This is a genomic window from Marivivens marinus (assembly GCF_035969385.1).
GTDB lineage: Bacteria > Pseudomonadota > Alphaproteobacteria > Rhodobacterales > Rhodobacteraceae > SELP01.
In genome coordinates this window covers 45040-67744 of the sequence record NZ_JAYKKJ010000010.1, presented here as the reverse complement: position 1 = coordinate 67744, position 22705 = coordinate 45040, and the positions used below count along the sequence as shown (strand labels likewise).

The 22705-nt window shown below is 60.0% G+C and carries 19 protein-coding genes; 11 read left to right on the top strand and 8 right to left on the bottom strand.

Translation table 11 applies throughout. The features are described from left to right. Position 1 precedes the first annotated feature (1 nt). Genes U3648_RS14655 through U3648_RS14645 form a run of 3 tightly spaced genes read left to right on the top strand, consistent with a single transcriptional unit; the run spans position 2 to position 4011 of the window. Positions 2–2980, top strand: coding sequence for a type I restriction endonuclease subunit R (locus U3648_RS14655; protein WP_420859983.1), 2979 nt, complete (start codon positions 2–4; stop codon positions 2978–2980). Beyond that, positions 2977–3678, top strand: a complete 702-nt coding sequence (locus U3648_RS14650; RefSeq protein ID WP_420859982.1) for a M48 family metallopeptidase — start codon at positions 2977–2979, stop codon at positions 3676–3678. Before U3648_RS14655 ends, U3648_RS14650 begins: the two co-directional genes overlap by 4 nt. Before the next feature lie 12 nt (positions 3679–3690). Further along, positions 3691–4011, top strand: a complete 321-nt coding sequence (locus U3648_RS14645) for an H-NS histone family protein (RefSeq protein ID WP_420859981.1) — start codon at positions 3691–3693, stop codon at positions 4009–4011. 295 nt (positions 4012–4306) lie between these two features. Here the strand turns inward: U3648_RS14645 and U3648_RS14640 are convergent, their stop codons facing one another. Both U3648_RS14640 and U3648_RS14635 read right to left on the bottom strand, forming a co-directional pair. Beyond that, positions 4307–5023, bottom strand: coding sequence for a hypothetical protein (locus U3648_RS14640; protein WP_420859980.1), 717 nt, complete (start codon positions 5021–5023; stop codon positions 4307–4309). Between the two features lie 251 nt (positions 5024–5274). Beyond that, positions 5275–5823, bottom strand: a complete 549-nt coding sequence (locus tag U3648_RS14635) for a recombinase family protein (protein WP_420859979.1) — start codon at positions 5821–5823, stop codon at positions 5275–5277. 305 nt (positions 5824–6128) lie between these two features. Here U3648_RS14635 and U3648_RS14630 point away from each other — a divergent pair, with 305 nt between their 5' ends. The 5 genes from U3648_RS14630 (at position 6129) to U3648_RS14610 (ending at position 10775) form a co-directional block, all read left to right on the top strand. After that, entirely contained in the window at positions 6129–6281 is a 153-nt protein-coding gene (locus U3648_RS14630; protein WP_420859978.1) for a hypothetical protein, read from the top strand. Positions 6282–6853: 572 nt separating this feature from the next. After that, the gene (locus U3648_RS14625) at positions 6854–8278 is read left to right on the top strand and encodes a circularly permuted type 2 ATP-grasp protein (protein WP_420859977.1); all 1425 of its coding nucleotides are present in this window, start codon (positions 6854–6856) and stop codon (positions 8276–8278) included. 5 nt (positions 8279–8283) lie between these two features. Beyond that, the gene (locus U3648_RS14620; RefSeq protein ID WP_420859976.1) at positions 8284–9225 is read left to right on the top strand and encodes an alpha-E domain-containing protein; all 942 of its coding nucleotides are present in this window, start codon (positions 8284–8286) and stop codon (positions 9223–9225) included. Between the two features lie 4 nt (positions 9226–9229). Then, positions 9230–10027, top strand: coding sequence for a transglutaminase family protein (locus U3648_RS14615; RefSeq protein WP_420859975.1), 798 nt, complete (start codon positions 9230–9232; stop codon positions 10025–10027). 7 nt (positions 10028–10034) lie between these two features. Further along, positions 10035–10775, top strand: coding sequence for a proteasome-type protease (locus tag U3648_RS14610; RefSeq protein WP_420859974.1), 741 nt, complete (start codon positions 10035–10037; stop codon positions 10773–10775). Between the two features lie 7 nt (positions 10776–10782). Here the strand turns inward: U3648_RS14610 and U3648_RS14605 are convergent, their stop codons facing one another. Both U3648_RS14605 and U3648_RS14600 read right to left on the bottom strand, forming a co-directional pair. Continuing rightward, positions 10783–11766, bottom strand: a complete 984-nt coding sequence (locus U3648_RS14605; protein ID WP_420859973.1) for an aldo/keto reductase — start codon at positions 11764–11766, stop codon at positions 10783–10785. A 19-nt stretch (positions 11767–11785) separates the two neighbouring features. Continuing rightward, positions 11786–13027, bottom strand: coding sequence for an NAD(P)/FAD-dependent oxidoreductase (locus U3648_RS14600; protein ID WP_420859972.1), 1242 nt, complete (start codon positions 13025–13027; stop codon positions 11786–11788). Positions 13028–13149: 122 nt separating this feature from the next. Here U3648_RS14600 and U3648_RS14595 point away from each other — a divergent pair, with 122 nt between their 5' ends. Then, positions 13150–13839: a lysophospholipid acyltransferase family protein gene (locus tag U3648_RS14595; RefSeq protein WP_420859971.1), complete on the top strand. Its 690-nt coding sequence runs from the start codon at positions 13150–13152 to the stop codon at positions 13837–13839. Positions 13840–13961: 122 nt separating this feature from the next. Here U3648_RS14595 and U3648_RS14590 read toward each other — a convergent pair whose 3' ends face one another. The 4 genes from U3648_RS14590 to U3648_RS14575 all read right to left on the bottom strand — a co-directional run bounded on the left by U3648_RS14590 (position 13962) and on the right by U3648_RS14575 (position 20930). Beyond that, a complete protein-coding gene (locus U3648_RS14590; protein ID WP_420859970.1) occupies positions 13962–17303 on the bottom strand; it encodes an error-prone DNA polymerase in 3342 nt (1113 codons plus the stop codon). A gap of 370 nt (positions 17304–17673) precedes the next feature. Further along, on the bottom strand, positions 17674–19467 hold the full coding sequence (locus U3648_RS14585; protein ID WP_420859969.1) for a Y-family DNA polymerase: 1794 nt from the start codon (positions 19465–19467) through the stop codon (positions 17674–17676). Between the two features lie 17 nt (positions 19468–19484). Further along, complete coding sequence (locus U3648_RS14580; RefSeq protein WP_420859968.1) at positions 19485–20216, bottom strand: ImuA family protein; 732 nt, start codon at positions 20214–20216, stop codon at positions 19485–19487. Between the two features lie 123 nt (positions 20217–20339). Continuing rightward, the gene (locus U3648_RS14575) at positions 20340–20930 is read right to left on the bottom strand and encodes a TetR/AcrR family transcriptional regulator (protein WP_420859967.1); all 591 of its coding nucleotides are present in this window, start codon (positions 20928–20930) and stop codon (positions 20340–20342) included. A gap of 118 nt (positions 20931–21048) precedes the next feature. Here U3648_RS14575 and U3648_RS14570 point away from each other — a divergent pair, with 118 nt between their 5' ends. Beyond that, entirely contained in the window at positions 21049–21354 is a 306-nt protein-coding gene (locus tag U3648_RS14570) for a hypothetical protein (RefSeq protein ID WP_420859966.1), read from the top strand. A gap of 55 nt (positions 21355–21409) precedes the next feature. Beyond that, a complete protein-coding gene (locus U3648_RS14565; protein WP_420859965.1) occupies positions 21410–22696 on the top strand; it encodes a homoserine dehydrogenase in 1287 nt (428 codons plus the stop codon). Positions 22697–22705 lie beyond the last annotated feature (9 nt).

Genomic DNA, 22705 nt, shown 5'->3' with positions numbered 1-22705 from the left:
AATGGCGAATGATGAGTTTGACAAGGTAGAAGGACCGGCACTTGAACATCTGCAAGCACTGGGATGGACCTTTGTTGATGGTGCATCCTTGTCACCTGAAACATCTGAAGAACGCTCATCATTCAAGGATGTGGTTCTGGAAAAACGCCTTTCAGATAACATCAAACGCATCAATCCATGGATCAGTGACCAGAACCTGCACAAGGTTGTCAGTGATCTAACCAAAACCCCCTATGCCAATCTGATTGAAGCAAACCAATCGATTTGGTCGCTGATCAATCAATGCGTTTCCGTGATGCAGGACTTGGGCAAAGGGAACAAAGGTCAAACGGTTCACATTATTGATTTTGAGAACCCAGAGAACAACGAATTCCTCTGCACAAACCAATTCAAAGTATCCGGAGTTCACCAGAACATCATTCCCGATATTGTCTGTTTTGTGAACGGTCTGCCGCTGGCGGTGATCGAGTGTAAGTCACCGTACATCACCAATCCCATGGAAGCAGGGATTGACCAGTTGTTGCGTTATGCCAATCGGCGATCCCCTGAACATGACGAAGGTGCAGAAAAACTGTTCCACTACAACCTGATGATGGTGTCCACGCATAGGGATAAGGCACGGGTTGGCACGATCACATCACGGATGGAACACTTCCTTGAGTGGAAAGACCCCTATCCGCGATCTGTCAAAGACTTCGACTGTGTTCCTGGGGCACAGGAAATCCTACTGGAGGGTCTGTTCTCTAAGGCGAACTTCTTGGACATCTTCCAGAATTTTACGGTGTTTGAACCCGTTGATGCACGGGTGGTGAAGAAGATACCGCGCTATCAACAGTTCCGTGCCGTTCACAAGACCATAGAGCGCCTTAGAGAGGGCAAGTCACGCCGCGATAAGGGTGGGGTCATATGGCACACACAAGGGTCTGGTAAGTCCCTCACAATGGTTTTCCTGACCATGAAGATGCGCCGCGATCCGGTTCTTCGTGAATACAAACTGGTGTTCCTGACAGATAGAACCCAACTGGATGAACAACTGACCAACACCTTCCGCAATGCGCAGGGAGAAACCATTCGCCATGCGCGTTCGGTGAAGGAACTCAAAGACCTACTGGCAACGGATGCTTCTGACATCATCACTGCCATGGTTCAGAAGTTCCAAGAAGGTGAAGATGATCTGGAATTCCCTGTCCTGAACGACTCTGACAAGATCATCGTCTTGGCAGATGAAGCGCACAGAACCCAGTATGGAACGCTTGGGGCGGCAATCAATGCAGCATTGCCCAACGCACCACGGATTGCCTTCACCGGAACGCCGTTGATCAAGACCCAGAAGACCACAAACACCTTTGGATCATACATTGACACATACACGATTGAACAAGCGGTTCAGGATGGTGCCACGGTCCAAATCCTCTACGAGGGTCGTGAAGCGGCGGTGCGTGTTACTGGGGACTCGTTGGACAGTCTGTTCGACGAATATTTCGGGGATAGGTCCGAAGAAGAACAAGCGGCAATCAAGAAAAAATACGGCACCACACAGGCAATCCTTGAAGCACCACAACGCATTCGACGGGTCTGCATAGACATCCTGAAACACTACCGCGAACACATTCAACCGAATGGGTTCAAGGCGATGATTGTCACGTCTTCACGGAATGCTGCTATCCTTTACAAGGAGCAACTGGACGCTCTGAATGCTCCTGAAAGTGCCGTGATCATCTCCGGCAATCACAACGACGAAAAACGATTTTGGGCATACACAGACGGTGCCACTCACAAGAAACAGATTGAAGACTTCAAGAAACCATTGGGAACAGGTGAGAAGCAATCCAACCTGTCATTTCTGATCGTAAAGGATATGTTGCTTACGGGGTTTGATGCTCCCGTGGCACAGGTGCTCTATCTTGATCGATCATTACGGGATCACACCCTGCTGCAAGCAATTGCCCGTGTGAACCGCACTGCACAGAACAAGTTCAGAGGTTACATTGTCGATTACTATGGACTGAGTGACTACCTCACAGAAGCATTGGAGATGTTCTCATCCGAAGACGTTGCGGGTGCTCTGAAAGACCTCAAAGACGAAATCCCAAAATTGAAAAATGCCCACACACGGGTGCTAAAGCACTTCGCTGGTCTGAACCTTGATGATCTTGATGACTGCATCATGGCGCTGGAAGATGAGGTGAAACGGCAAGTTTTCCAGACAGATTTCCAAACCTTCTCTCGCCAGTTGGACATCATCCTTCCTGATCCAGCGGCAACGCCCTTCATCAAAGACCTGAAACGCCTTGGGAAGATTTCCATAGGGGCACGGAACCTTTTCCGCGATGAGCAACTGGATATATCTGGTGCCGGTGAAAAGGTGCGGCAACTGATTGAGGAACATGTTTATTCAACGGGTGTTGATCCCAAGATTGCCCCTGTTGATCTGTTGGCTCATGACTTCAAAGAGAAGTTGCAGTCCCATACCACTGCCAAGTCACGTGCATCTGAAATTGAACATGCGATCAAGCATCACATCAAGATCAAGTTGGATGATGATCCTGAATACTACAAATCCCTGTCGCAGCGCCTTGAAGAGATCATTCAGAAACATGCCCATAAGTGGGATGAACTGGTGCAACTTCTTTTGGACTTGCGCGACAACATCGAAAATGACCGCCAACAAGGTGCTGCTGATCTTGGACTGACAGAGACAGAGTTTGCATTTCACAACATCTTGGTTGCCGAAATCACAAAACTGAATGGCGATGATAGTCTGGATGAAGCAACCTATGACACCGTGAAGGAACTGGTAAAGTCATTGGTTGCCATGATGGATGAAGCATCTGAAATTGTTGATTTTTTCAATAAATGGGATGAACAGAAACGGGTTAAACGTCAGATCAAACATGCAATCATCAAGCACTTTGATTTGGCATTGGTGAAACCCGTCACAGAACGATTCATGGAACTGGCGAAGGTGAAGTTCCGATGATCATGGATTTCCCTTTTCCAGTAGATATTGTGCGAACTGCACGTCGAAAATCTGCGGAAATTGAAATCAAAGGTGAAACAGTTCGTGTGCTGGTTCCTGATACCTTATCGGAACAACGCATAAAGGATTTGATCAACAAGCGTTCTGTTTGGATCAAGCAGAAACTCGCTATTCATGCATCCACACCGGAACCAAAGCAACGTGAATATGTGAACGGTGAAACCTTTCCTTATCTGGGCAGGAACTACCGTCTCAAACTGGAAAGCAGTAAGGAATATTCCGTCAAGTTGAAGAATGGATATTTGACGGTTGCCTATCCACGCACGGACAATGACCAGAAGAACCATGCGATCATAAAAAGATTGCTCACAACATGGTATCAATCTCACGCATATGATCGGTTGCACGAAAAAACAAAAAGATATGCGAAAATCATCGGCGTGAATCCGAACGGAATAAAGATTGATGACTTCAGGGCAAGATGGGGATCATGTCTTGATACAGGTGAAGTGGCATTCAACTGGCGGATCATCCTAGCACCACATAAAATTGTAGATTACATAGTGATCCATGAACTATGTCACCTGATAGAGCACAATCACTCACCAAAATATTGGAAATTGGTTGAAGGATACTGCGACGATTATCAGGAATGTCGCAGATGGTTGAAATATCACGGTGCAAGTCTGCACATCTAGCAAGGAAAAATGATGGATATTGATCTAAAAGAACTGAACTTGGATGAACTCAAGTCACTTCAAAAACAGGTAGTGAAAGCAATCGGCGATTTTGAGCAACGCAAGCGTGATGAAGCACTCAACGCAGCAAAGGCGATTGCTTCTGAGCATGGTTACAATTTGGAAGACTTGATGGGTGACGGACCGACGAAAAAATCAAAATCCAAAGCAGCACCAAAATATGCTCATCGTGAAAATCCAGCATTGAGCTGGACCGGGAGGGGCAGAAAACCTGCTTGGGTTATTGAACATCTAGAATCCGGCAAGTCATTGGATGAACTGCTGATCAAATAGGTCTCAGAGGCGCTGTGTTGACCACTGAATGGGCATGAACATGTTTTGCTCCCAGACCTCAATAGAATGATTTTCTGCCTTCAGTGGCAACCTGTGCGAAGATTAGACAAACCAGTTCTTCTTGCGAACGTCTGTATTATCCAGTGACGTCAAGTAGCATTTGATTGCTTCATGTATCAACTTGCTTCTTGGCGTGAATGGTCCTTTGTATTCATCTAATCTTTCAAGAAGTTCAGATTCTACATTAACGTGAATTGGTCTGTAGGTCTTTATGTTGCTCATAGAAATTCTCCTTTCATAGTTTCTTTCGATTTCGTTTTTCACTTTCAAAATTTTCTTGAAGTCCAATCATGACTTTGCAGAGATGATTGGCGCTATCTATTTCCTTTGACGTAGCATAAATATCAAATGGAAAAACCTTTGGTTCATATTCATAGATTCCTCTGCGATTTGCTTGAAGATGTGTCTTCATTGAATATTGAACATAATCTCCTAGCGGAGAGTGATGCTTCGCATCCCTGTGATAGTCTTTCTTAAAGCGATCTATCCAAATGCTTTCTTTGATGATGCAACCATCTTCATCAACTTCATCATCTTTAACTTCTTTAATATCTAAAATAGATGATTTTATCTTATGTTTCCAGAATGATAAATTTGAGTTCACCATCCTCCAGTCGCGTTCTGAAAACATGATAATACCATGAAAATGTGGAATTATTGGTTTGTTCAACACATGATCAGGAATCCATCCACTCCTGCTATCCTCAACATCACCAGCAATGAACATCGAAAAATTGAATTCATCAGATGAACTCAGTTTCCCATATATTGATCTATGGATTTTCTGAAATATTGCTTTTTGTATGTGATCAATATTTGTGAGTGTCCTCATTTGAATGGTGAATACGAGAGACCTCTCTTCAATCCCACTTTTTTCAGAGTGGGGATCAATTAGTCTTGATAAATACATAATGGCATCAATCTTTTCTTGTTGAAATATTTTGTAATGCATTTTGAAACCTTCTATTAGGCAATACTTAACTATTTGCGGATTTAATGATCCGCATTTTGATAAGTTGTGATGAATAAATATGCCTTATAAATCTTGCGATTTAGGCAACCTCAGTTTGGCGGTCGCAACCGTCTATAGTATTTATACGGCGTATGTATGTATCTCAGGAAAAAAAATTGATTTTTTGGGGATTTGTAGGTAATTATTTTGCGAGGTAGATTTTTTCTGTCAGCGGCAACAAAATCGTCATTCTACTTCAACCTGTTTAGCGCCTTGTAAACGGCAGATCGTGTGCATCCGAGCTCTTTCGCTATCGCTGTCGCACCATGACCATTTCTTTTCAATTGAAGCAACTTTTCATGGTCAATGCTGCTTGGTCGTCCCTTGTAAACACCTTTTGTCTTGGCGCGTTCTATACCTGCCTTTTGCCGCTCTTTAATGAATGACAGTTCCATCTCACTGACCATGGACAAGACGGTAAGGATCAACTTCCCTTCTGGTTTGCTTGTGTCAATGTTTCTGTCCAGCACACGAAGGAATGCTTTTTTCTGGTCAAGTGCATGAACGATGTTCAAAACGTCCCTTGTTGACCTTCCGAGGCGATCAAGTCGAACAACTACCAGAGTGTCGCCTTCGGTTATGAATTCAAGCAGTGTTTTTAATTCATCTCTGCCTTCAGTAGATGCACCAGATATCTTTTCCTTTCGAACTACTGAACAACCTACTTCATACAGTTTTTGTTCTTGGATTTCGGTTGACTGAGAAAGTGATGAAGCGCGCGCGTACCCATATAGTGCCAATAAGTGTATCCTTTGAATCTAAGACTTTGGATACATACTGTAGATTAAGTAAGATTTGTAGCTATTTTCCACGCATTTTCAGAACTATTGAACTGTAGACCAAGGGTATACTTGGTAGACATACGGTTTCCCTGGAATTTCTTTGATCGGATAAGGGAATTTTGTTACTATCAAATGCAGCGGATTTGATTTTGAAACATCGCCAAAATCTTCAAACGATTGGATCACGAAGTTCTTCTGTGACTGGTGCAAAGACAAGAAATCGAACGGTTTGCGTTTTCGAAAATCTGCAAAGGTAAAATTTCATGACCAGTGAAAAAGATGATAAGAAACCCATGACCCAAGATGAACTGAAGCGTCTACGTGATGGCGATACTGCCATTTCATACAGTGACGCCATGGCGTTCAAACGATTGGTATCCAAGATGGATGCTGAGAAAGAGAAGGACCAGAAGTAACGAATATTGGTCAATCAGATCATCATTGAATACTGACCAAACCAAAGCGTGATATGTGTTAAAATGGATAATTGTTACTGATTTATCAATGGTTTACGAATGCGATTTCGTGTGAATTTTTGTGTGAAGTAGCGTGTCGAAAACGGTCGATAGTCATCGAAAACAGAATGAATTCAAAACAAATTCTTACGCTTCAATTGCCTATATGTCACTGTTTTTAAAGGGTAAAATCTACCCATCGATATTTGTAGAAGGTTCGCTTACTACGTTTGTAATCAGTGGGTCGGGAGTTCGAGTCTCTCTGGGGGCACCATTTCAGCAAAGGGCCTGCCCGATCGGGGCGGGCCCTTTTGCTTTGTCTGATGCGGCGGAACGCGGTCCGGCGCGCGACAGTATCAATCGGCCAGCCATGCAGGCTGCATCGTGGAAATCTGCCTGATTTTTGTGCGCGACCGGGTCGATTGCCCGAAAGGCGGGCGCGGCTGTGGCGCAATTGCCTTTCCACATGCGGAATTTTGTCTGTAGCGTGAGGGGATGTCTGGCCATGATTTCGAAGGACTGGGGAAGACCCGATGACCGACGCGGCACTATTCGACGAGATGTGGGGCAGTGATAACGCTCTGCGCGACCCCTATCGCACATTCCACGGTTGGCTGGACCAGGAAGACCCGGCCCGGCTGCGGGCCAAGCAACGCGAGGCGGAAGATCTTTTTCGCCTTACCGGCATCACCTTCAACGTCTATGGCAAGGCCGATGCCGAGGAGCGGCTGATCCCCTTCGACATTATCCCGCGCATCATTTCCGGCGCGGAATGGTACCGGCTGTCGCGCGGGATCGAACAGCGGGTCCGGGCAATCAACGCCTTCCTGCACGACATCTACCACAAGCAGGAGATCGTGAAGGCCGGGCGCATCCCGGAGGAGATGATCAGCCGGAACGAGGCCTTCCTGCCGCAGATGATCGGGGTAGAGCCGCCGGGCGGCGTCTATACCCATATCGTGGGCATCGACCTTGTACGCACTGGCCCGGGCGAGTTTTTCGTGCTCGAGGACAACGCCCGCACCCCGTCCGGTGTCAGCTACATGCTGGAAAACCGGGAAACCATGCTGCAGATGTTCCCCGAGTTGTTTTCGCAGAACCGCGTGCAGTCGGTGCAGAACTATCCGGTGGACCTGCGACGGTCCCTTTCGGCCTGCGCGCCCACCTGTGCGGCGGCGGATCCGGTGGTCGCGGTGCTGACGCCCGGGATCTACAATTCGGCCTATTACGAACATGCCTTCCTTGCCGACCAGATGGGGGTCGAACTGGTCGAAGGGCACGACCTGCGGGTCGTAGACGGGCGGGTCGCCATGCGCACCACCCGGGGCTACAAGGCGATTGACGTGCTGTATCGCCGGGTCGACGACGATTTCCTTGATCCGCTGAATTTCGATCCCGAAAGCATGTTGGGCGTTCCGGGGATCATGGATGTCTACCGGGCCGGGGGGATTACCATCGCCAACGCGCCGGGCACCGGCATTGCCGACGACAAGGCGATCTATAGCTACATGCCTGAAATCGTCGAATTCTATACCGGTGAACCGCCGCTTCTGCCAAACGTCCAGACGTGGCGCTGTTCGGAACCGGACGCGCTGGCCCATGTCCTCGACAATCTAGAAGACCTCGTCGTGAAAGAGGTGCACGGGTCGGGCGGCTATGGGATGCTGATCGGCCCGACTGCGACGAAGAAGGATATCGCGACCTTCCGCAAGAAACTTCAGGCGCGGCCGGGGAACTATATCGCCCAGCCGACACTGTCGCTGTCCACCGTGCCGATCTTTTCCCGCGCGGGGCTTACCCCGCGCCATGTGGACCTGCGGCCCTTCGTCCTTGTCAGCCCCGGCAAGGTGCATGTCACCCCCGGCGGGTTGACCCGCGTAGCCCTGAAGAAGGGGTCGCTCGTGGTCAATTCCTCTCAAGGGGGCGGGACCAAGGACACCTGGGTGCTGGAGGACTGATGGCCATGCTGGGGAAAACTGCAAACGGGCTGTTCTGGATGTCCCGCTATCTTGAGCGGGCGGAAAATATCGCGCGGCTGATCGAAACCGGGCAGCGGATCGGCCTGACCCGCTTGGGCAACAGCGAAGAGGAATGGACCTCGGTGCTGGAATCCGCTGGGTCACTGGGGGCGTTTCTGGCTGAAAACGACACGGTGACCAAGGAGGCGGCGATCAACTGGATGTTGCGCGCCCGCGAAAACCCGTCGTCGATCCAGTCCTGTATCCACGCCGCCCGCCAGAACGCGCGGCTGGTGCGCACCGCGATCACGGGCGAGCTGTGGGAGGCGATCAACGCGACCTATATGGACAGCAAGACCCTGTTGGCCCGCAAGGTTTCCGAACGGGACATGCCCAATGTCATGAGGCTGATCCGGCAGAACGCTGCGCTGGTGCGGGGCATGACCCACGGGACCATGTTGCGAAATGAGATCTATGATTTCCTGCGCCTTGGCACCTTTCTGGAACGGGCCGACAACACCGCCCGCATTCTTGATGTGAAATACTACGTCCTGCTTCCCTCGGTCCGGTCGGTCGGCACCTCGATCGACAATGTTCAATGGGAAAGCATCCTGCGGTCGGTGTCGGCGCGGGGCGGGTTCCGCATGGAATACGGGGCCAGCGGCGGGCCGCAGGAAATCACGCATTTCCTGATCCTCGACAAACGGATGCCGCGCAGCCTTGCCTTTTGCGTGGGCAAGCTGAAAACCAACCTCGGCTACCTCAATTCCGGCCAGCCGCAGCGCTGCCCGGCGCAGCGGCTCGTTGCTGATCTGGAAAGCCGCTACCTGTCGCACGATGTTGCGGCGATCTTTGACTACGGGCTGCACGAATTCATCCAGGATGTGCTGGACAGCCTGTCAAAGGTGTCGCGGCAAATCGAAATCGACTTCAGGTTCTATGAGTGATCCCATGCGTCTGACCATCCATCACACGACCCGCTATCGCTTTGCCGAACCGGTGACCTTTGCCTTGCAGCAGGTGCGCAAAACGCCGAAATCGACGGCCCAGCAAACGGTTGTCGGCTGGCAGACCCATATTCAGGGCGGGCGCAAGGAATTGTCGTTCGAGGACCATCACAACAATACCGTCGAACTGGTCAGCATGGACCGCGGGGTTGTCGAACTGGATATCGTGTCGGATGGGGTGGTGGACCTGACAGAAACACACGGCGTAGTCGGGCCGCACCGGGGGGCGGCGCCGCTGTGGCTTTACCTGCGGTCCACTGACCGGACCGAGGCCGGGCCGGGCGTCCGGGAACTGCTGCGCGGCATGGACGCAGACCAGCCGCTGCCCGCCTTGCATGAACTATCCGAACGGATTCGTGACAGGATCGCCTATGAGATCGGCGCTTCTGAATCCAGTTGGGGCGCGGAAGAGGCGATCGCCGCCGGGCGCGGTGTCTGTCAGGACCACGCCCACGCCTTTCTTGCCTGCGCCCGCCGCCTTGGCATTCCCGCGCGCTATGTGTCGGGCTATCTGATGCTGGACGACCGGACCACGCAGGACGCCATGCACGCCTGGGCCGAGGCCCATGTCGAGGGGCTGGGCTGGGTCGGGTTCGACGTGTCGAACGGCATTTCCCCCGATACCCGCTATGTCCGGGTCGCGACAGGGCTGGACTATTCCGATGCCGCGCCGGTATCTGGCACACGGGTCGGTGGCGCGGGCGAGGTGCTCGAGGTGCGGATCGACGTCGCGCAACAGTGAGGGCCGGATGACATATTGCGTTGGAATGATGCTGGACGCGGGCCTCGTGTTCATGTCCGACACCCGCACGAACGCCGGCATCGACAATATCTCCAGCTTTCGCAAGATGACGGTCTGGGAAGAGCCGGGCGACAGGGTCATTACCCTCCTGTCCTCAGGCAACCTGGCCACGACGCAGGCGGTCGTCAGCCTGTTGGATGAACGCACCAAGACCCCGGAAAATCGCAAGCCATCGCTATTGGCCGCCCCGTCGATGTTTCAGGCGGCGCGGCTGGTGGCTGAAACCCTGCGCGAAGTGATCGACCAGCATCGCGAGGGCGGCCAGCAGGCGGACAGCGCTTTTGGCGCGACCCTGATCCTTGGCGGCCAGATCGCGGGCGGGCCACCGCGCCTGTTCCTGATCTACCCGGAAGGCAATTTCATCGAGGCCAGCTCCGACACCCCCTTCTTCCAGATTGGCGAGACGAAATACGGCCGCCCGATCCTTGTGCGGGCCTATCACTCTGCCATGGGGTTCGAAGAGGCAATGCGCCTCATGCTGGTCAGCTTTGATTCGACTGTAAAGGCCAACCTGTCCGTTGGTGCCCCGTTTGATTACCACTTCTACCGCACCGATAGCCTGAAGGTAGAGACCCGTGGCCGGATCGAGGCGGATGATCCCTACCTCCTGTCGATATCGGAAGGCTGGGGGGATGCGCTCAAGGCGGCGCTGGACCGTCTGCCCGCCTTTGCGTTTTCCGCCTCTTAGGGTCGCGCTAGCAGTAGCGTTCGACCGATTTCCACTGGTCTTCGGAATAGCGGTCGCCGTGGGCAAAGCCTGCGGGCAGGACGGATTCGATCCGGGCCATGTCCTCGGCTGAAAGGTTTATCCTATCCGCATCGGCCCAGTCTGACAGGTGTTCGGCGGTGCGTGTGCCGGGGATCGGAATCACCCGGTCGCTGCGCGACAAGAGCCAGGCCAGCGCCAGTGCCGAAGGGGTCTGTCCCATCTCTTTGGCAAGGGTGCGGAACCGCTGGATATGGGCAAGGTTGGCAGGGTAGTTCGCGGGCGAAAACCGGGGAATGTCGCGCCGGAGGTCGTTTTCTCCCATGGTCGCCGGGTCTGGCGCGACCCGCCCGAGCATGCCCCGCGCCAGCGGGGCAAAGGCCACAAGACTGATCCCCAGCGTCTCGCAGGTCTGAAGCACGCCCAGTTCCGGCAGGCGGGTCCACAGCGAATATTCGCTTTGCACCGCCAGGCAGGGGTGGATGGCATGGGCGGCGCGGATGGTGTGTGGGGCCACCTCGGACAGGCCATAGCCGCCGATTTTGCCCTCGGCCACAAGGTTGGCCAGCCCGCCGATCGTGTCTTCCAGCGGCACCGACGGGTCGCGCCGGTGGACGTAATACAGGTCCACCCGGTCCACGCCCAACCTGGACAACGATCCCTCCAGTTCAGCCCGGAGGTAGGCGGGGTCGTTGTTGGTGGGCCGAGCCGGGTCGCGGGTAATGCCGCCCTTGGTGGCCAGCGTGACCCGTGCCCCTGTGGATTTCAGCCAGCGACCCAGAACCTCTTCTGACCGGCCCGCGCCATAGATATTGGCCGTGTCCAGAAAGGTGATCCCGGCATCGACAGCGGCGTCCAGACAGTGAAAGCTGTCCTCGTCCCGCGCCGCGCCGAAGGCCCCGGCAAAGCTCATGCAGCCCAGCCCGATGGCGGGGATAGTCGGCCCGTTCTGGCCCAGTGTCCGGGTTTGCATGGCGTGTCCTTTCGTTGGGTCAGGCGTAGCGGCGGTTGGGGGCAAAGCCTGCGATGGGCAGGTTCGGCTGCCGACCTTCGGCAAGGTCCGCGACGATCCGCCCGGTGATCCCGCCCAGCGTCAGCCCAAGGTGCTGATGCCCGAAGGCGTGGATGATCCTGTCGCTGTGCGGCGCGTGGCCGATGACCGGCAAGCTGTCCGGCATGGTCGGCCGAAAGCCCAGCCAATGGCTGGTCGGTTCGGGCAGGGGGCCAAGCATCTCGGCCCCCTTGCGGGCGATATATGCCAGCCGGCCCTGATTGACCCGCTTGCGCAGCGATGCGATTTCAACCGTTCCGGCAAGGCGCAGCCCCTGCGCCATGGGCACCGCGTAGAACCCGCCTTCGGCCCAGCCGACGGGCCGGGTCACGCGATGTTTTTCGCCCTCAAAGATCAGGTGATAGCCCCGCTCGGTCCCCAACGGCAGATGTTCGGCCCCGGACCCGCGCACCGATTTCGCATGGGCCCCGGCGGCGATCACCACATGGGCGGCGTCAATCCGATCCTCGCCGCAGGTCACTTCGACGCCGCCGGTGTAGGCGCGGGTTTCGGTGACAGCGGCCTGTTTCCACTGCCCGCCAAGGGCAAGGAACCGGCGGTGCATTCGGGCGATCATCTCTTGGGGGTCTTCGATGGACCGGGCGGCGTGATAGTGAACCGCCGAATGGATTGGCAGTTTCAGCCCGGGTTCGAGGGCTAGGGCCTCTTCCGGTCCGAGTTCGTGAAACGGAATGCCCTGCGACTTGCGGAACTCCAGCCCGGCGCGGTCCCCTTCTGCCGCCGCGCGGGTGGACCAGACCGACATCTGGCCGCGGGTGTGGATCAGGTCCTCGGCCCCGGCTTCAGTGATCAGGGGGTTTAGCCCCGCCTCGGCATGGCCCATGATATCCGCCAGCTGCCGGGCGATATGGTCGGCGCGGGCGGGGCGGCAATTGGCCAAAAAGGTCAGCATCCAAAGGGGATTGCGCATCGCATGCAGGTAGTCGACCGACAGCGGGCTGTCCGATCCGAACATCAGTTTCGGCAGGTTGCGCAGGATGGACGGGTTGTTGACCGGCATCACCGCATAGGTCGCGAGCGTGCAGGCATTGCCGAAACTGGTGCCCGATCCGGGCGGGTTCGGGTCACATAACAGGACCGACAGCCCCCGCTTGCGTGCCCATAGGGCCGAGGCCGTGCCGACGATCCCGGCGCCCACGACAACAAGGTCAAAGTCCTGCATTTGCGTCCCCTTTGCTGGCGGCAGAACTGGCCACGGGGCGGGGAGCTTGTCAATTGGCCTTGGTTGACTTGGCTTCGGGCGACCCGCATAGGTTTGGCCGAGTGTTCAACGGGGCTTGGCGCATGGGACTTCGTCGCCGGATCGAGAATTCCGATCTGCTGGCCGGGCTGATTGCCCGCGGGCTGGCGGGATACCTGCGCCTGTCGTTTCGCAGCATGTCGTGGCGGATCGAAGGGCGGGATGCCTTTGAACGGGCGGCCCGCTCGGGTCCGGTGGTTCTGGTCATGTGGCATTCGCGCATCCTGCTGGCCCCGGCGATCGTGAAACCCACGGGCGCGCGGCTGATCACCCTGCGTGATCCGTCGCCCATGGGCCGGGTGTCGGGGGCGGTGCAGCAGCGGTTCGGCTTCCTGTCGCTGGCCATGTCCGCGGCGGCGTCGAACCGGGCCACGTCCAAGGCGATCATGCGCCAGTTGAGGGATGGGTATGGGATCGCCCTGACCGCCGACGGGCCGACTGGCCCGGCGCGGGTGCTGAAGGCGCCGCCGCTGGAATGGGCGCGGATCAGCGGCGCGCCGGTCTTCACCTTTGCCTTTTCGACCACGCGGCAGCGGCGGTTGAACAGTTGGGACCGGATGCTGTTTCCACGTCTGTTCGGTCGCGGTTCGGCGGTGTTTACCCGCTGGGACCGCGAAGTGCCGCGCAAACCGTCCGAGGCGGAGCTGGCCTACCTGACCGAGGCGCTGACCGGGGCGCTGAACCAGACGCAGGCGCGGGCCGACACGCTGTTGGACCTGCCGCCGGGGCCTTAGGTGGTTTTCTTTTTTGCCGGGTCGCGCAGCGGCCCGGCACACGCCCGCCCGCCCCCAAGGCGGGCGTGTTCCACGCCCACCCGGTCGGGCGCGTGCCGTTTGTGTTTCGACCGTTTCGGGCGCTAGTGGAAATCCCGGCTTTTGGGGATGATCCTTGCGTTGCGCGGGTGCCGGTGGGTCGGGCCGGGGATCGGTTTGACCACCTCGTCGGCATGGGACAGGGGCGGCGCGATCCCTTCGGGGGCCAGCCGCATCAGCGCATCGGTCCGGTCTTCCAGATGCTGGGCGATGACATGGATGATCTCGGCATCGCGCTGCACATAGCCTTCGATCATCAGGAGGCGCGACTGCATCACCACCTTGCGATACCCCTCCATCACCTTGGGCCAGACCACAAGGTTGGCGACGCCCACCTCGTCCTCGATGGTGATGAAACAGACGCCCTTGGCGGTGCCGGGGCGCTGCCGGATCAGGACCAGCCCGGCCATGCGCACCTTTTGCCAGTTCTGCGTGGATTTCAGCGCGGCGGTGTCGATGAACCCCTGCTTGCGCATGCTTTGACGCAGGAAGGACATCGGGTGCGCCTTCAGGGACAGGCGCAGGGTCTGGTAATCGGCAACCACCTGTTCGCAGACCGGCATGACGGGCAGGGGGACGGGCACCTCGTCCCCTTCATCGCGGGAGGTGCGGAACAGGGGCAGGTCGGGGGCATCGCGCAGGGCCTTCGCCTCCCACAGGGCCTGACGGCGGTCGATGAACAGGGACCGCATCGCGTCGGCCTCGGCCAGCCGGCGGATATGGGGGGCGGACAGCCCGCCCCGGTCCTGCAGATCCTTCACGTCGCGATAGGGCGCGTCGCGGGCGGCGATCAGCCGGGCGGCGGCCTCTTCCCGGAACCCGCCGATCTGCCGCAGCCCCAGCCGCAGGGCAAACCGGGGCGGGCCGGCCGCCCGGCGCGGGGTGGTGTCGTAACGGTCGGCGATGGGTTCCAGCGTATTGTCCCAGTCGGAATAATTCACATCCGGCGCGCGCACCTCGACCCCGTGGTCCTGCGCGTCGCGGACGATCTGGGCCGGGGCGTAAAACCCCATCGGCTGGGAATTGAGAAGGGCACAGGCAAAGGCCGCCGGGTAATGCCGTTTCAGCCAGCTTGAGACATAGACCAGATGGGCGAAACTGGCGGCGTGGCTTTCGGGAAATCCGTATTCGCCAAAGCCCTTGATCTGGTCGAAACAGCGGCGGGCGAAATCGGGGTCATAGCCGCGGGCAACCATGCGGCCGACCATTTTGTCTTCCAGCAGGCCAATCGTGCCCTTGGACCGGAAGGTCGCCATGGCCTTGCGCAACTCGTTCGCCTCAGCCGGGGAAAACTTGGCCGCGTCGATGGCGATCTTCATCGCCTGTTCCTGAAAGATCGGCACGCCAAGGGTGCGGCCAAGGATGTTCTTCAGTTCCAGCGGGTCGTGCGGCGGCGCGGGCGCGGGGTATTCGACCGCCTCTTCGCCGTTCCGGCGGCGCAGGTAAGGGTGGACCATGTCGCCCTGGATCGGGCCGGGGCGGACGATGGCGACCTCGATCACAAGGTCGTAAAACTCGCGCGGGCGCAGCCGGGGCAGCATGTTGATCTGGGCCCGGCTTTCCACCTGAAACACGCCCACGCTGTCACCCTTGCACAGCATGTCATAGACGCGCGGGTCCTCGCGCGGGGTATCGGCCAGCGTCAGCGGGCGGTGGTAATGGGCCTTTAGCAGGTCAAAGGCCTTGCGGATGCAGGTCAGCATCCCCAGTGCCAGAATATCGACCTTGAGTATCCCCAGCGCGTCGATGTCATCCTTGTCCCATTCGATGAAGGACCGGTCGGCCATGGCCCCGTTGCCGATGGGCACGGTTTCGGTCAGCGGGCGTTCGGTCAGGATGAAGCCGCCCACGTGCTGGGACAGGTGGCGGGGCATCCCGATCAACTGGCGGGCGACGATCAGGGTGCGGCGCAGGGTCCGGTCGGACAGGTCCACGCCCGCCTCTTTCGCGTGGCTTTCATCGACGGTGGTGCCCCAGCTGCCCCAGACGGTTTTCGCCAGCGCCCCGGTCACATCCTCGGACAGGCCCATGACCTTGCCCACCTCGCGGATCGCCGAGCGGGGGCGGTAATGGATCACCGTGGCGCAGAGCCCCGCCCGGTCGCGTCCGTATTTCTGGTAGATGTGCTGGATCACTTCCTCGCGCCGTTCATGTTCGAAATCCACGTCGATGTCGGGCGGCTCTTTCCGTTCCTCGCTGATGAAACGTTCGAACAAAAGCTGGTGCTGGGCCGGGTCCACGGCGGTGATCCCAAGGACAAAGCAGACGGCGGAATTTGCCGCAGACCCGCGCCCCTGGCACAGGATCGGCGGGGTCGCCTCGTGCCTGGCATAGCGGATGATGTCATGGATGGTCAGGAAATAGCGGGCGATGTCGAGTTTCGCGATCATCGCCAGTTCCTTTTCCAGAACCGCGCGGGTGGGCAGGGGGATGCCTTCCGGGTAGCGTTCTGCCGCGCCATCCCATGTGAGCTGCTCCAGATAGGCCTGCGGGGTCATGTCCGCGGGCGTCACCTCGCGCGGGTATTCATAGGACAGGTCGGACAGATCGAACGTGATCCGGTCGGCGATTTCGCGGCTGGCGCGGATCGCGTGGGGCCATTCGGCGAACAGGCGGACCATTTCGGCGGGCGGGCGCAGGTGGCGTTCGGCGTTGGGTTCAAGCAGGCGGCCGGCGCGGGCCAGCGTGGTCTTTTCGCGGATGCAGGTCATCACGTCCTGAAGCGGGCGGCGGTCGGGCGCGTGATACAGGACATCGCCGGTGGCCAGCAGGGCCAGCCCGTGGCGGGTGGCCAGCCGGTCCAGCCGGGTGATCCGGGCCCGGTCTTCGCCCCGGAACCGGTGGGCGGCGGCGATATGGGACAGGGTCGGCAGGCGGCGGATCAGCCGGGGCAGGGCGCGGGCGAACCCTTCCAGATCCTCGGGTGGAACCGCGATCAGGATCAGCCCCTCGGCATGGGCGGCCAGATCCTTCAGCGTCAGGTCGCAGACCCCCTTGGCCTGCCAGGTGCCGTCGGGATCGTGCCGCTTGCCCTTGGTCAGCAGGCGGGACAGGCGGCCATAGGCCTCCCGGTCGGTGGGATAGGCAAGGAATTCCTCGCCCCCCAGAAGCCGCAGGCGGCAGCCGGTCAGCGGGCGCAGGCTGGCCTTGCGGGCCTCGGACCACAGGCGCACCACCCCGGCCAGCGTGTTCAGGTCGGCGCAGCCGATCGCGTCATAGCCCTGCGCCCAGGCCTCCTGCGCGATGTCCACCGCGTCCGAGGCGCCGCGCAGGAAGGAAAAACAGGTGGCCAGTCCCAGCTCGACAAAGGGCGCGCGCGGGTTGGGGGGGAAGTTGCCGTCCTCGGGCAGGGTGCGGCGGGGGATCGCATGGTCATTTTCCGGCATCACGGCCCCCACCGGCGGGCCATGGGTTGAAACCCATGGTGACTGGGTGCGCAGCGGTCGGGATGGCGCAGGTCGGCGGGCCGGGCAGGGGGGCGCTGCCCCCCGTCCGCGTGCCGCGGCCTCCCCCCGGGATATTTGTAACCCAAAGAAGACAGGGGACAGGTCCAGCCCCCCGTGCAGGTCAACGCTGCCGGGGGGCCTTCTCCGGGTGCGGCCATCGGCGTCCCCGCCTGTTCCGCACCTTCTTCATGGCCCATTAAGGTTAATGGTTCCTTGCTTCTTTGGGTCAATAAATATCCCGGGGGTGAATTCGCGTAGCGAAGAGGGGGCAGAGCCCCCTTTTCTCCGGTGCCGTCCTGCCGCCCGCGGGTCATCGGAACACCCCATGCACGAACCATTGCGGCATGTGTCCCCGCTGGTCCCCCAATACCCCGTCCCGGTAAATCCAGAGCCGCAGCCCATGGTCGCTTTCGATCTTGTAGTAGTCCCGCAGCCGGGTGCCGGGGCTGTCGGCCCACCATTCCGGGGCGATCCGTTCGGGTCCGGAAAACCGCGCCACCCGGCGCGGCACCCGGCGCCAGACGAACTGCGCGGGCGGCCCTTCGGGCACGGCGTAGAGCACCCGGATTTCCTCGGGCGTGTCGAACAGGTGCAGCGGCCGGTCCGGCCCGGCGGGGGCGGTGGGGGTGGCCCGCCCGGCGGGGGCATGAGGCCAGCGTTCGGCCCGTTCGGGGATATGGCTGTGCGACAGCGCCGGAGACCGCAGCGTGCCCGGCCCCAGCCGCGCGCCGATCCGGTCCATCAGCCGCGCCACCTCGGTCCCGTCGTCGCTGCCGCCCTCGATCCGGGTCTGCACCCGGTCCACCGGTTCGGTCAGCCCGGCCTCGAGTGTGATCAGATCAAAGCCGAAGCCGGGGTCGATCCGGTCCAGCCGCCCGTCGAACAGCCGCGCCATATGCGCCCCATCCCGGCTGGCCTGCGCCAGCCGCAGGCTGACCGAGGAGACCTCTCCATCCGTGCGGTAGACCGTCAGCCGGACCTGCCGCGCGCCCATCCCCGCCGCCGCCAGCCCGCCGCATAATTCGTCGCACAGCCCCGGCACCCAGTCCGAGGGGTCGGCCACGGGATCGGCCAGCCGCGATTGCACGGCAAAGCGGGGCGGCTCTTCGGGCGGGCTGACCGGTTCGGCCAGCCGTCCCATCATCTGGTCCAGCCGCAACAGGGGATTGTCGGGCAGTTCTGCCCGGTTGAATCGCCGCGCCAGCGACAGCCGGGGCACGGCGGCAAGGTCGCCCACCGTTTTCAGCCCCAGCCGGTTGAGGAGTTGCACCGCATCGCCTCGCAGCCGCAGCGCCCGGACCGGCATCGGCCCCATCCGCAGGGCCAGCCGGTCCGGGGCGCAGACCTCGCGCACCCGGCCGAACCGCGCCAGCGCCCAGGCCGCCCCATGGGTGGGCGCCACCGCCAGCGCGGCGCTGAGCCCCAGCCGCGACAGCTCCTCCTCCATCCCGCGCAGCATCGCCGCCTCGCCGCCCATCAGGTGATCCGACCCGGTGGTGTCCAGCACCAGCCCGTCATCGCCGTCCACCGCCGTCCAGGGGCACCAGCGCCGCGCCCAGAGCATCAGCCGTTCCAGCGCGGCCCGGTCCCCGGCGAGATCGGCGTAATCGACCCGCAGGTCGGGGCAGAGCGCGCGCATGTCCACCACCCGCGCGCCCCGGTGCACCCCGGCCTGTTCGGCGGGCCGGTTGGTGGCATGGATCACCGGCCCGTGCGGCCCTTCCACGGCCAGCGCGACGGGCAGGTCATCGGGCGGGGCATCGTTGCGTCCGGCGGCCCATTTCTGCCAGCGTTCCATCGCGAAGCGGGGCAGGTGGATCGCGGTGATACGCCGCCCCAGCGGATTGCGTTCGTCCCGGTCCCGGCCTTCGCGCTGGGCGGGGGTGGCGGCCCCGGCCCGGTCGGCGCGGGCCTTGCCGGGATCGCCCCCGGCCCGCCAGGCGGGGCGCGCGGCGGGGCTGTCCTGCCGGGGCAGTTGGTGCAGGTCCGCCACCAGCGCGTCGCGCAGCACGGACAGCGCCTCTTCAAAGGCGCTTTTGTCGCCCGTCTGCGGGGCCTGCTGGGCAGTCTGCGAGAGGACGGGCAGCTTGTCCTCGTGTTTCATCGGGTTCGTGTCCTGCGTTAACCTGTCCGTTCTTCGGGTGGGGCGGCGTTCTGTTCCATGCCGTGGTCAAGGTGCAGCCCGCCGTCCTGCATCGGCCGGGCCACCCATTGTCCCGGGGCCCGCCAGCGGGCGCGGAACAGGTCGGCCTGCCAGACCGGCGCGCCGGGGGCGCGGCTGTCGTCGGGGTGTGTCAGCGATTGCAGCGATCCGACCCGCCAGCGTTCCCGCGCCGCCGACAGGTTTGCCTGCCCGCCCCGCCGGATCAGCCAGCAGGGCACGCCATGCGCCTCGGCCCGCATCGCCAGCCGTTTCGTGGCGGTGAAATCCAGCGCGGGCGGATCGCCCCAAAGCTCTCCGATCACGGCGCCAAGGCCGGGGCAGCCGACCCCCTGTTCCAGCACCCATAAAAGATCGGCGGCCTTGCCGACGCAGGCATAGAGGATCGGCCGGTCGTGCCCGGCCTGCGCCAGCCCGTGCAGATAGGGGCGGCCCATGTCGCGCCGGGTCACCCGGTCCTGCACCCAGAGGATCGGCTTGTCCGCCGCGCCCTTGCGCCCGGTCTGATCGGCGCGCAGCCGGGCCAGCACGAATCCCGTCGCCGCCCCGTCCATCGGGCTGTCGGCAAAAACCTCGGCCAGGGTGGGGGCAGAGATGGGGGCCTCGTCCGTCCTGTCCGTCTGTCCGGGGCGCGTGGCGCGCCCCCGCAACAGCTGGGTCGCGGTTTTCGGAGGGGGAGGGGCGCTGTGCATGAGTCTCCTCGCCGGTTTATGTTCTCTTTTTGTTCTAGCCCGGAAGGAGGGGTTGGTCAAGAAAAGGGAGGGGCGATCTGACCGGAGCGGGTGTGGCCCTCAACAGCGCGGGCAGTTCGCTTCTCAGGCTGCGACGGCCTTGCGCACGAGGTTGAGGTAGATCTCTTCGATCTCGGCAAGGTCAAGGCGGCCGCCCTTGCGATACCAGTTCGTCACCCCGGTCAACAGGGCGATCACCGCCATAGTGGTCACCCGCAGATCGGTGACGCTGAAATCGCCGGTTCCGACGCCGGCCTGCAAAATGGCCTCCAGCCGGTCCTCGTAGGCGCGGCGCATCGCTTCGACACGGGCAAAATTACCGGGCTCCAGATTGCGCAATTCCATATAGGCGATGAACACCTGATCGGCCCGGTCCATGTGAAACCCGATATGGTGGCGCACGAAATGGTCCAGCCGGGCTGGGGGCGGGGCAGAAGGATCGGCCGTGCCATCGAAAGCGGTCAGGAGTTCCGACAGGTGCTCTTCCATAAGGTCGAACAGCAGGCTTTGTTTGTCGGGGGTGTAGTTATACAGCGCCCCGGCCTGCACCCCGACCTCTGCCGCGATCTGGCGCATCGACACGGCGGCATAGCCGTGGCGGGCGAACAAGTGCCGGGCGGCCTCGCGCACCTTGGGGCCGGTGATGTCAGAATGGGAACCGCGTTTCCGTGCCATACCCCCATCTAACTGAACGAATGTTCATTTGAAAAGGGGGCGGTGTCGGCGGGCGGGCCTTGCGGGAGGGGGCGGGCTGACTGTATCGTCGGGCCAAACCACGGGGCCGTCACGCCGGATGAAATTCAAGTATCTGATACCATTGGCACTTCTTGCCGCTTGCGCCGAATTTCCGGCCCTCGACCGGGTCGATGTCACATCGGCAGAGCGGGCCCCCTATCCGGCGATCATTCCGCTGGGTCCGGTTCTGGCCGGGCTGGACCAGACCAGCGGCCAAAGCCCGCTGACGCCGGAGTTTGCCGCGAGCCTGACCGCCCGGCTGCGGGCGTTGCAGGCACGGGCGGCGCGGCTGCGGGGTCCGGTGATCGACGGCACCACCCGCGCCCGAATGCGGGCCGGGGTGAACAGCACCGCGTTGCAGTAGGGCCGACTTCCGGGTAACAGCCTTTCGAACTTCAAAGAAACCTACGGGAATCCCCATGTCCGAACCCCTTCGTCTTGGTATCGCCGGTCTTGGCACTGTCGGCGTGGGCGTCGTCAAGATCGTCCGAAAACACGCCGCCCTGCTGGAGGCCCGCGCGGGCCGTCCGGTGACCATTTCGGCGGTCTCGGCCCGGTCGCGCGGCAAGGATCGTGGCGTGTCGATTTCCGACTTCGCATGGGAAGACGACCCTGTTGCGCTGGCCAAGCGGGACGACGTGGATGTCTTTGTCGAACTGATGGGCGGGGAAAACGGCCCGGCCAAGGCCGCGACCGAGGCGGCGCTGGCGGCGGGCAAGGACGTGGTCACCGCCAACAAGGCGCTTCTGGCCCATCACGGGCAGGCGCTGGCCGAACAGGCCGAGGCCGCAGGCCGGTCGATCCGCTACGAGGCCGCCGTCGCGGGGGGCATCCCGGTGATCAAATCCCTGCTGGAAGGGTTGGCCGGGAACCAGATTTCCCGCGTCATGGGCGTGATGAATGGCACCTGCAATTACATCCTGACCCGGATGGAAAGCGCGGGTCTGACCTACGATCAGGCCTTTGCCGAAGCTGACGGGCTGGGCTACCTAGAGGCGGATCCGCAGCTGGACGTGGGCGGCATCGACGCGGGCCACAAGCTGTCGATCCTGTCGGCCATCGCCTTTGGGACGCAGGTGGATTTCGACGCGGTCGAGTTGGAGGGGATTGGCGCGATCACCATCGAAGACATCCGCGCTGCCGCCGACATGGAATACAAGATCAAGCTTCTGGGCGTGGCACAGATGACGGGCCGGGGGCTGGAACAGCGCATGTCGCCCTGTCTTGTGCCCGACAGTTCGCCGCTGGGCCAGTTGCAGGGCGGGACCAATATGGTCGTGCTGGAAGGTGACAGCGTGGGCCAGATCGTGTTGCGCGGCGCGGGCGCGGGCGAAGGTCCGACCGCCAGCGCGGTGATGGGCGACATCGTCGATATCGCGCGTGGGATCCGGTTGCCGGTCTTCGGCCAGCCCGCGACCGGGCTGCGCAATGTGCCCGCCGCCCGCGCCGCCGTGCCCGCCCCCTATTACCTGCGTATCCAATTGCAGGACAAACCCGGCGCACTGGCCAAAATCGCGCGGGTTCTGGGCGAAAGCGGCATCTCGATCGACCGGATGCGCCAATATGGGCATGAAGACACCACCGCCCCGGTTCTGATCGTCACGCATAAGACCACGCGGTCGGCATTGGAACAGGCGCTTGCCGGGTTCCGCGAAACTGGCGTGGTCGAGGGCGAACCGGTCGCGATCCGCATCGAAGCGGTCTGATCGCGGCCC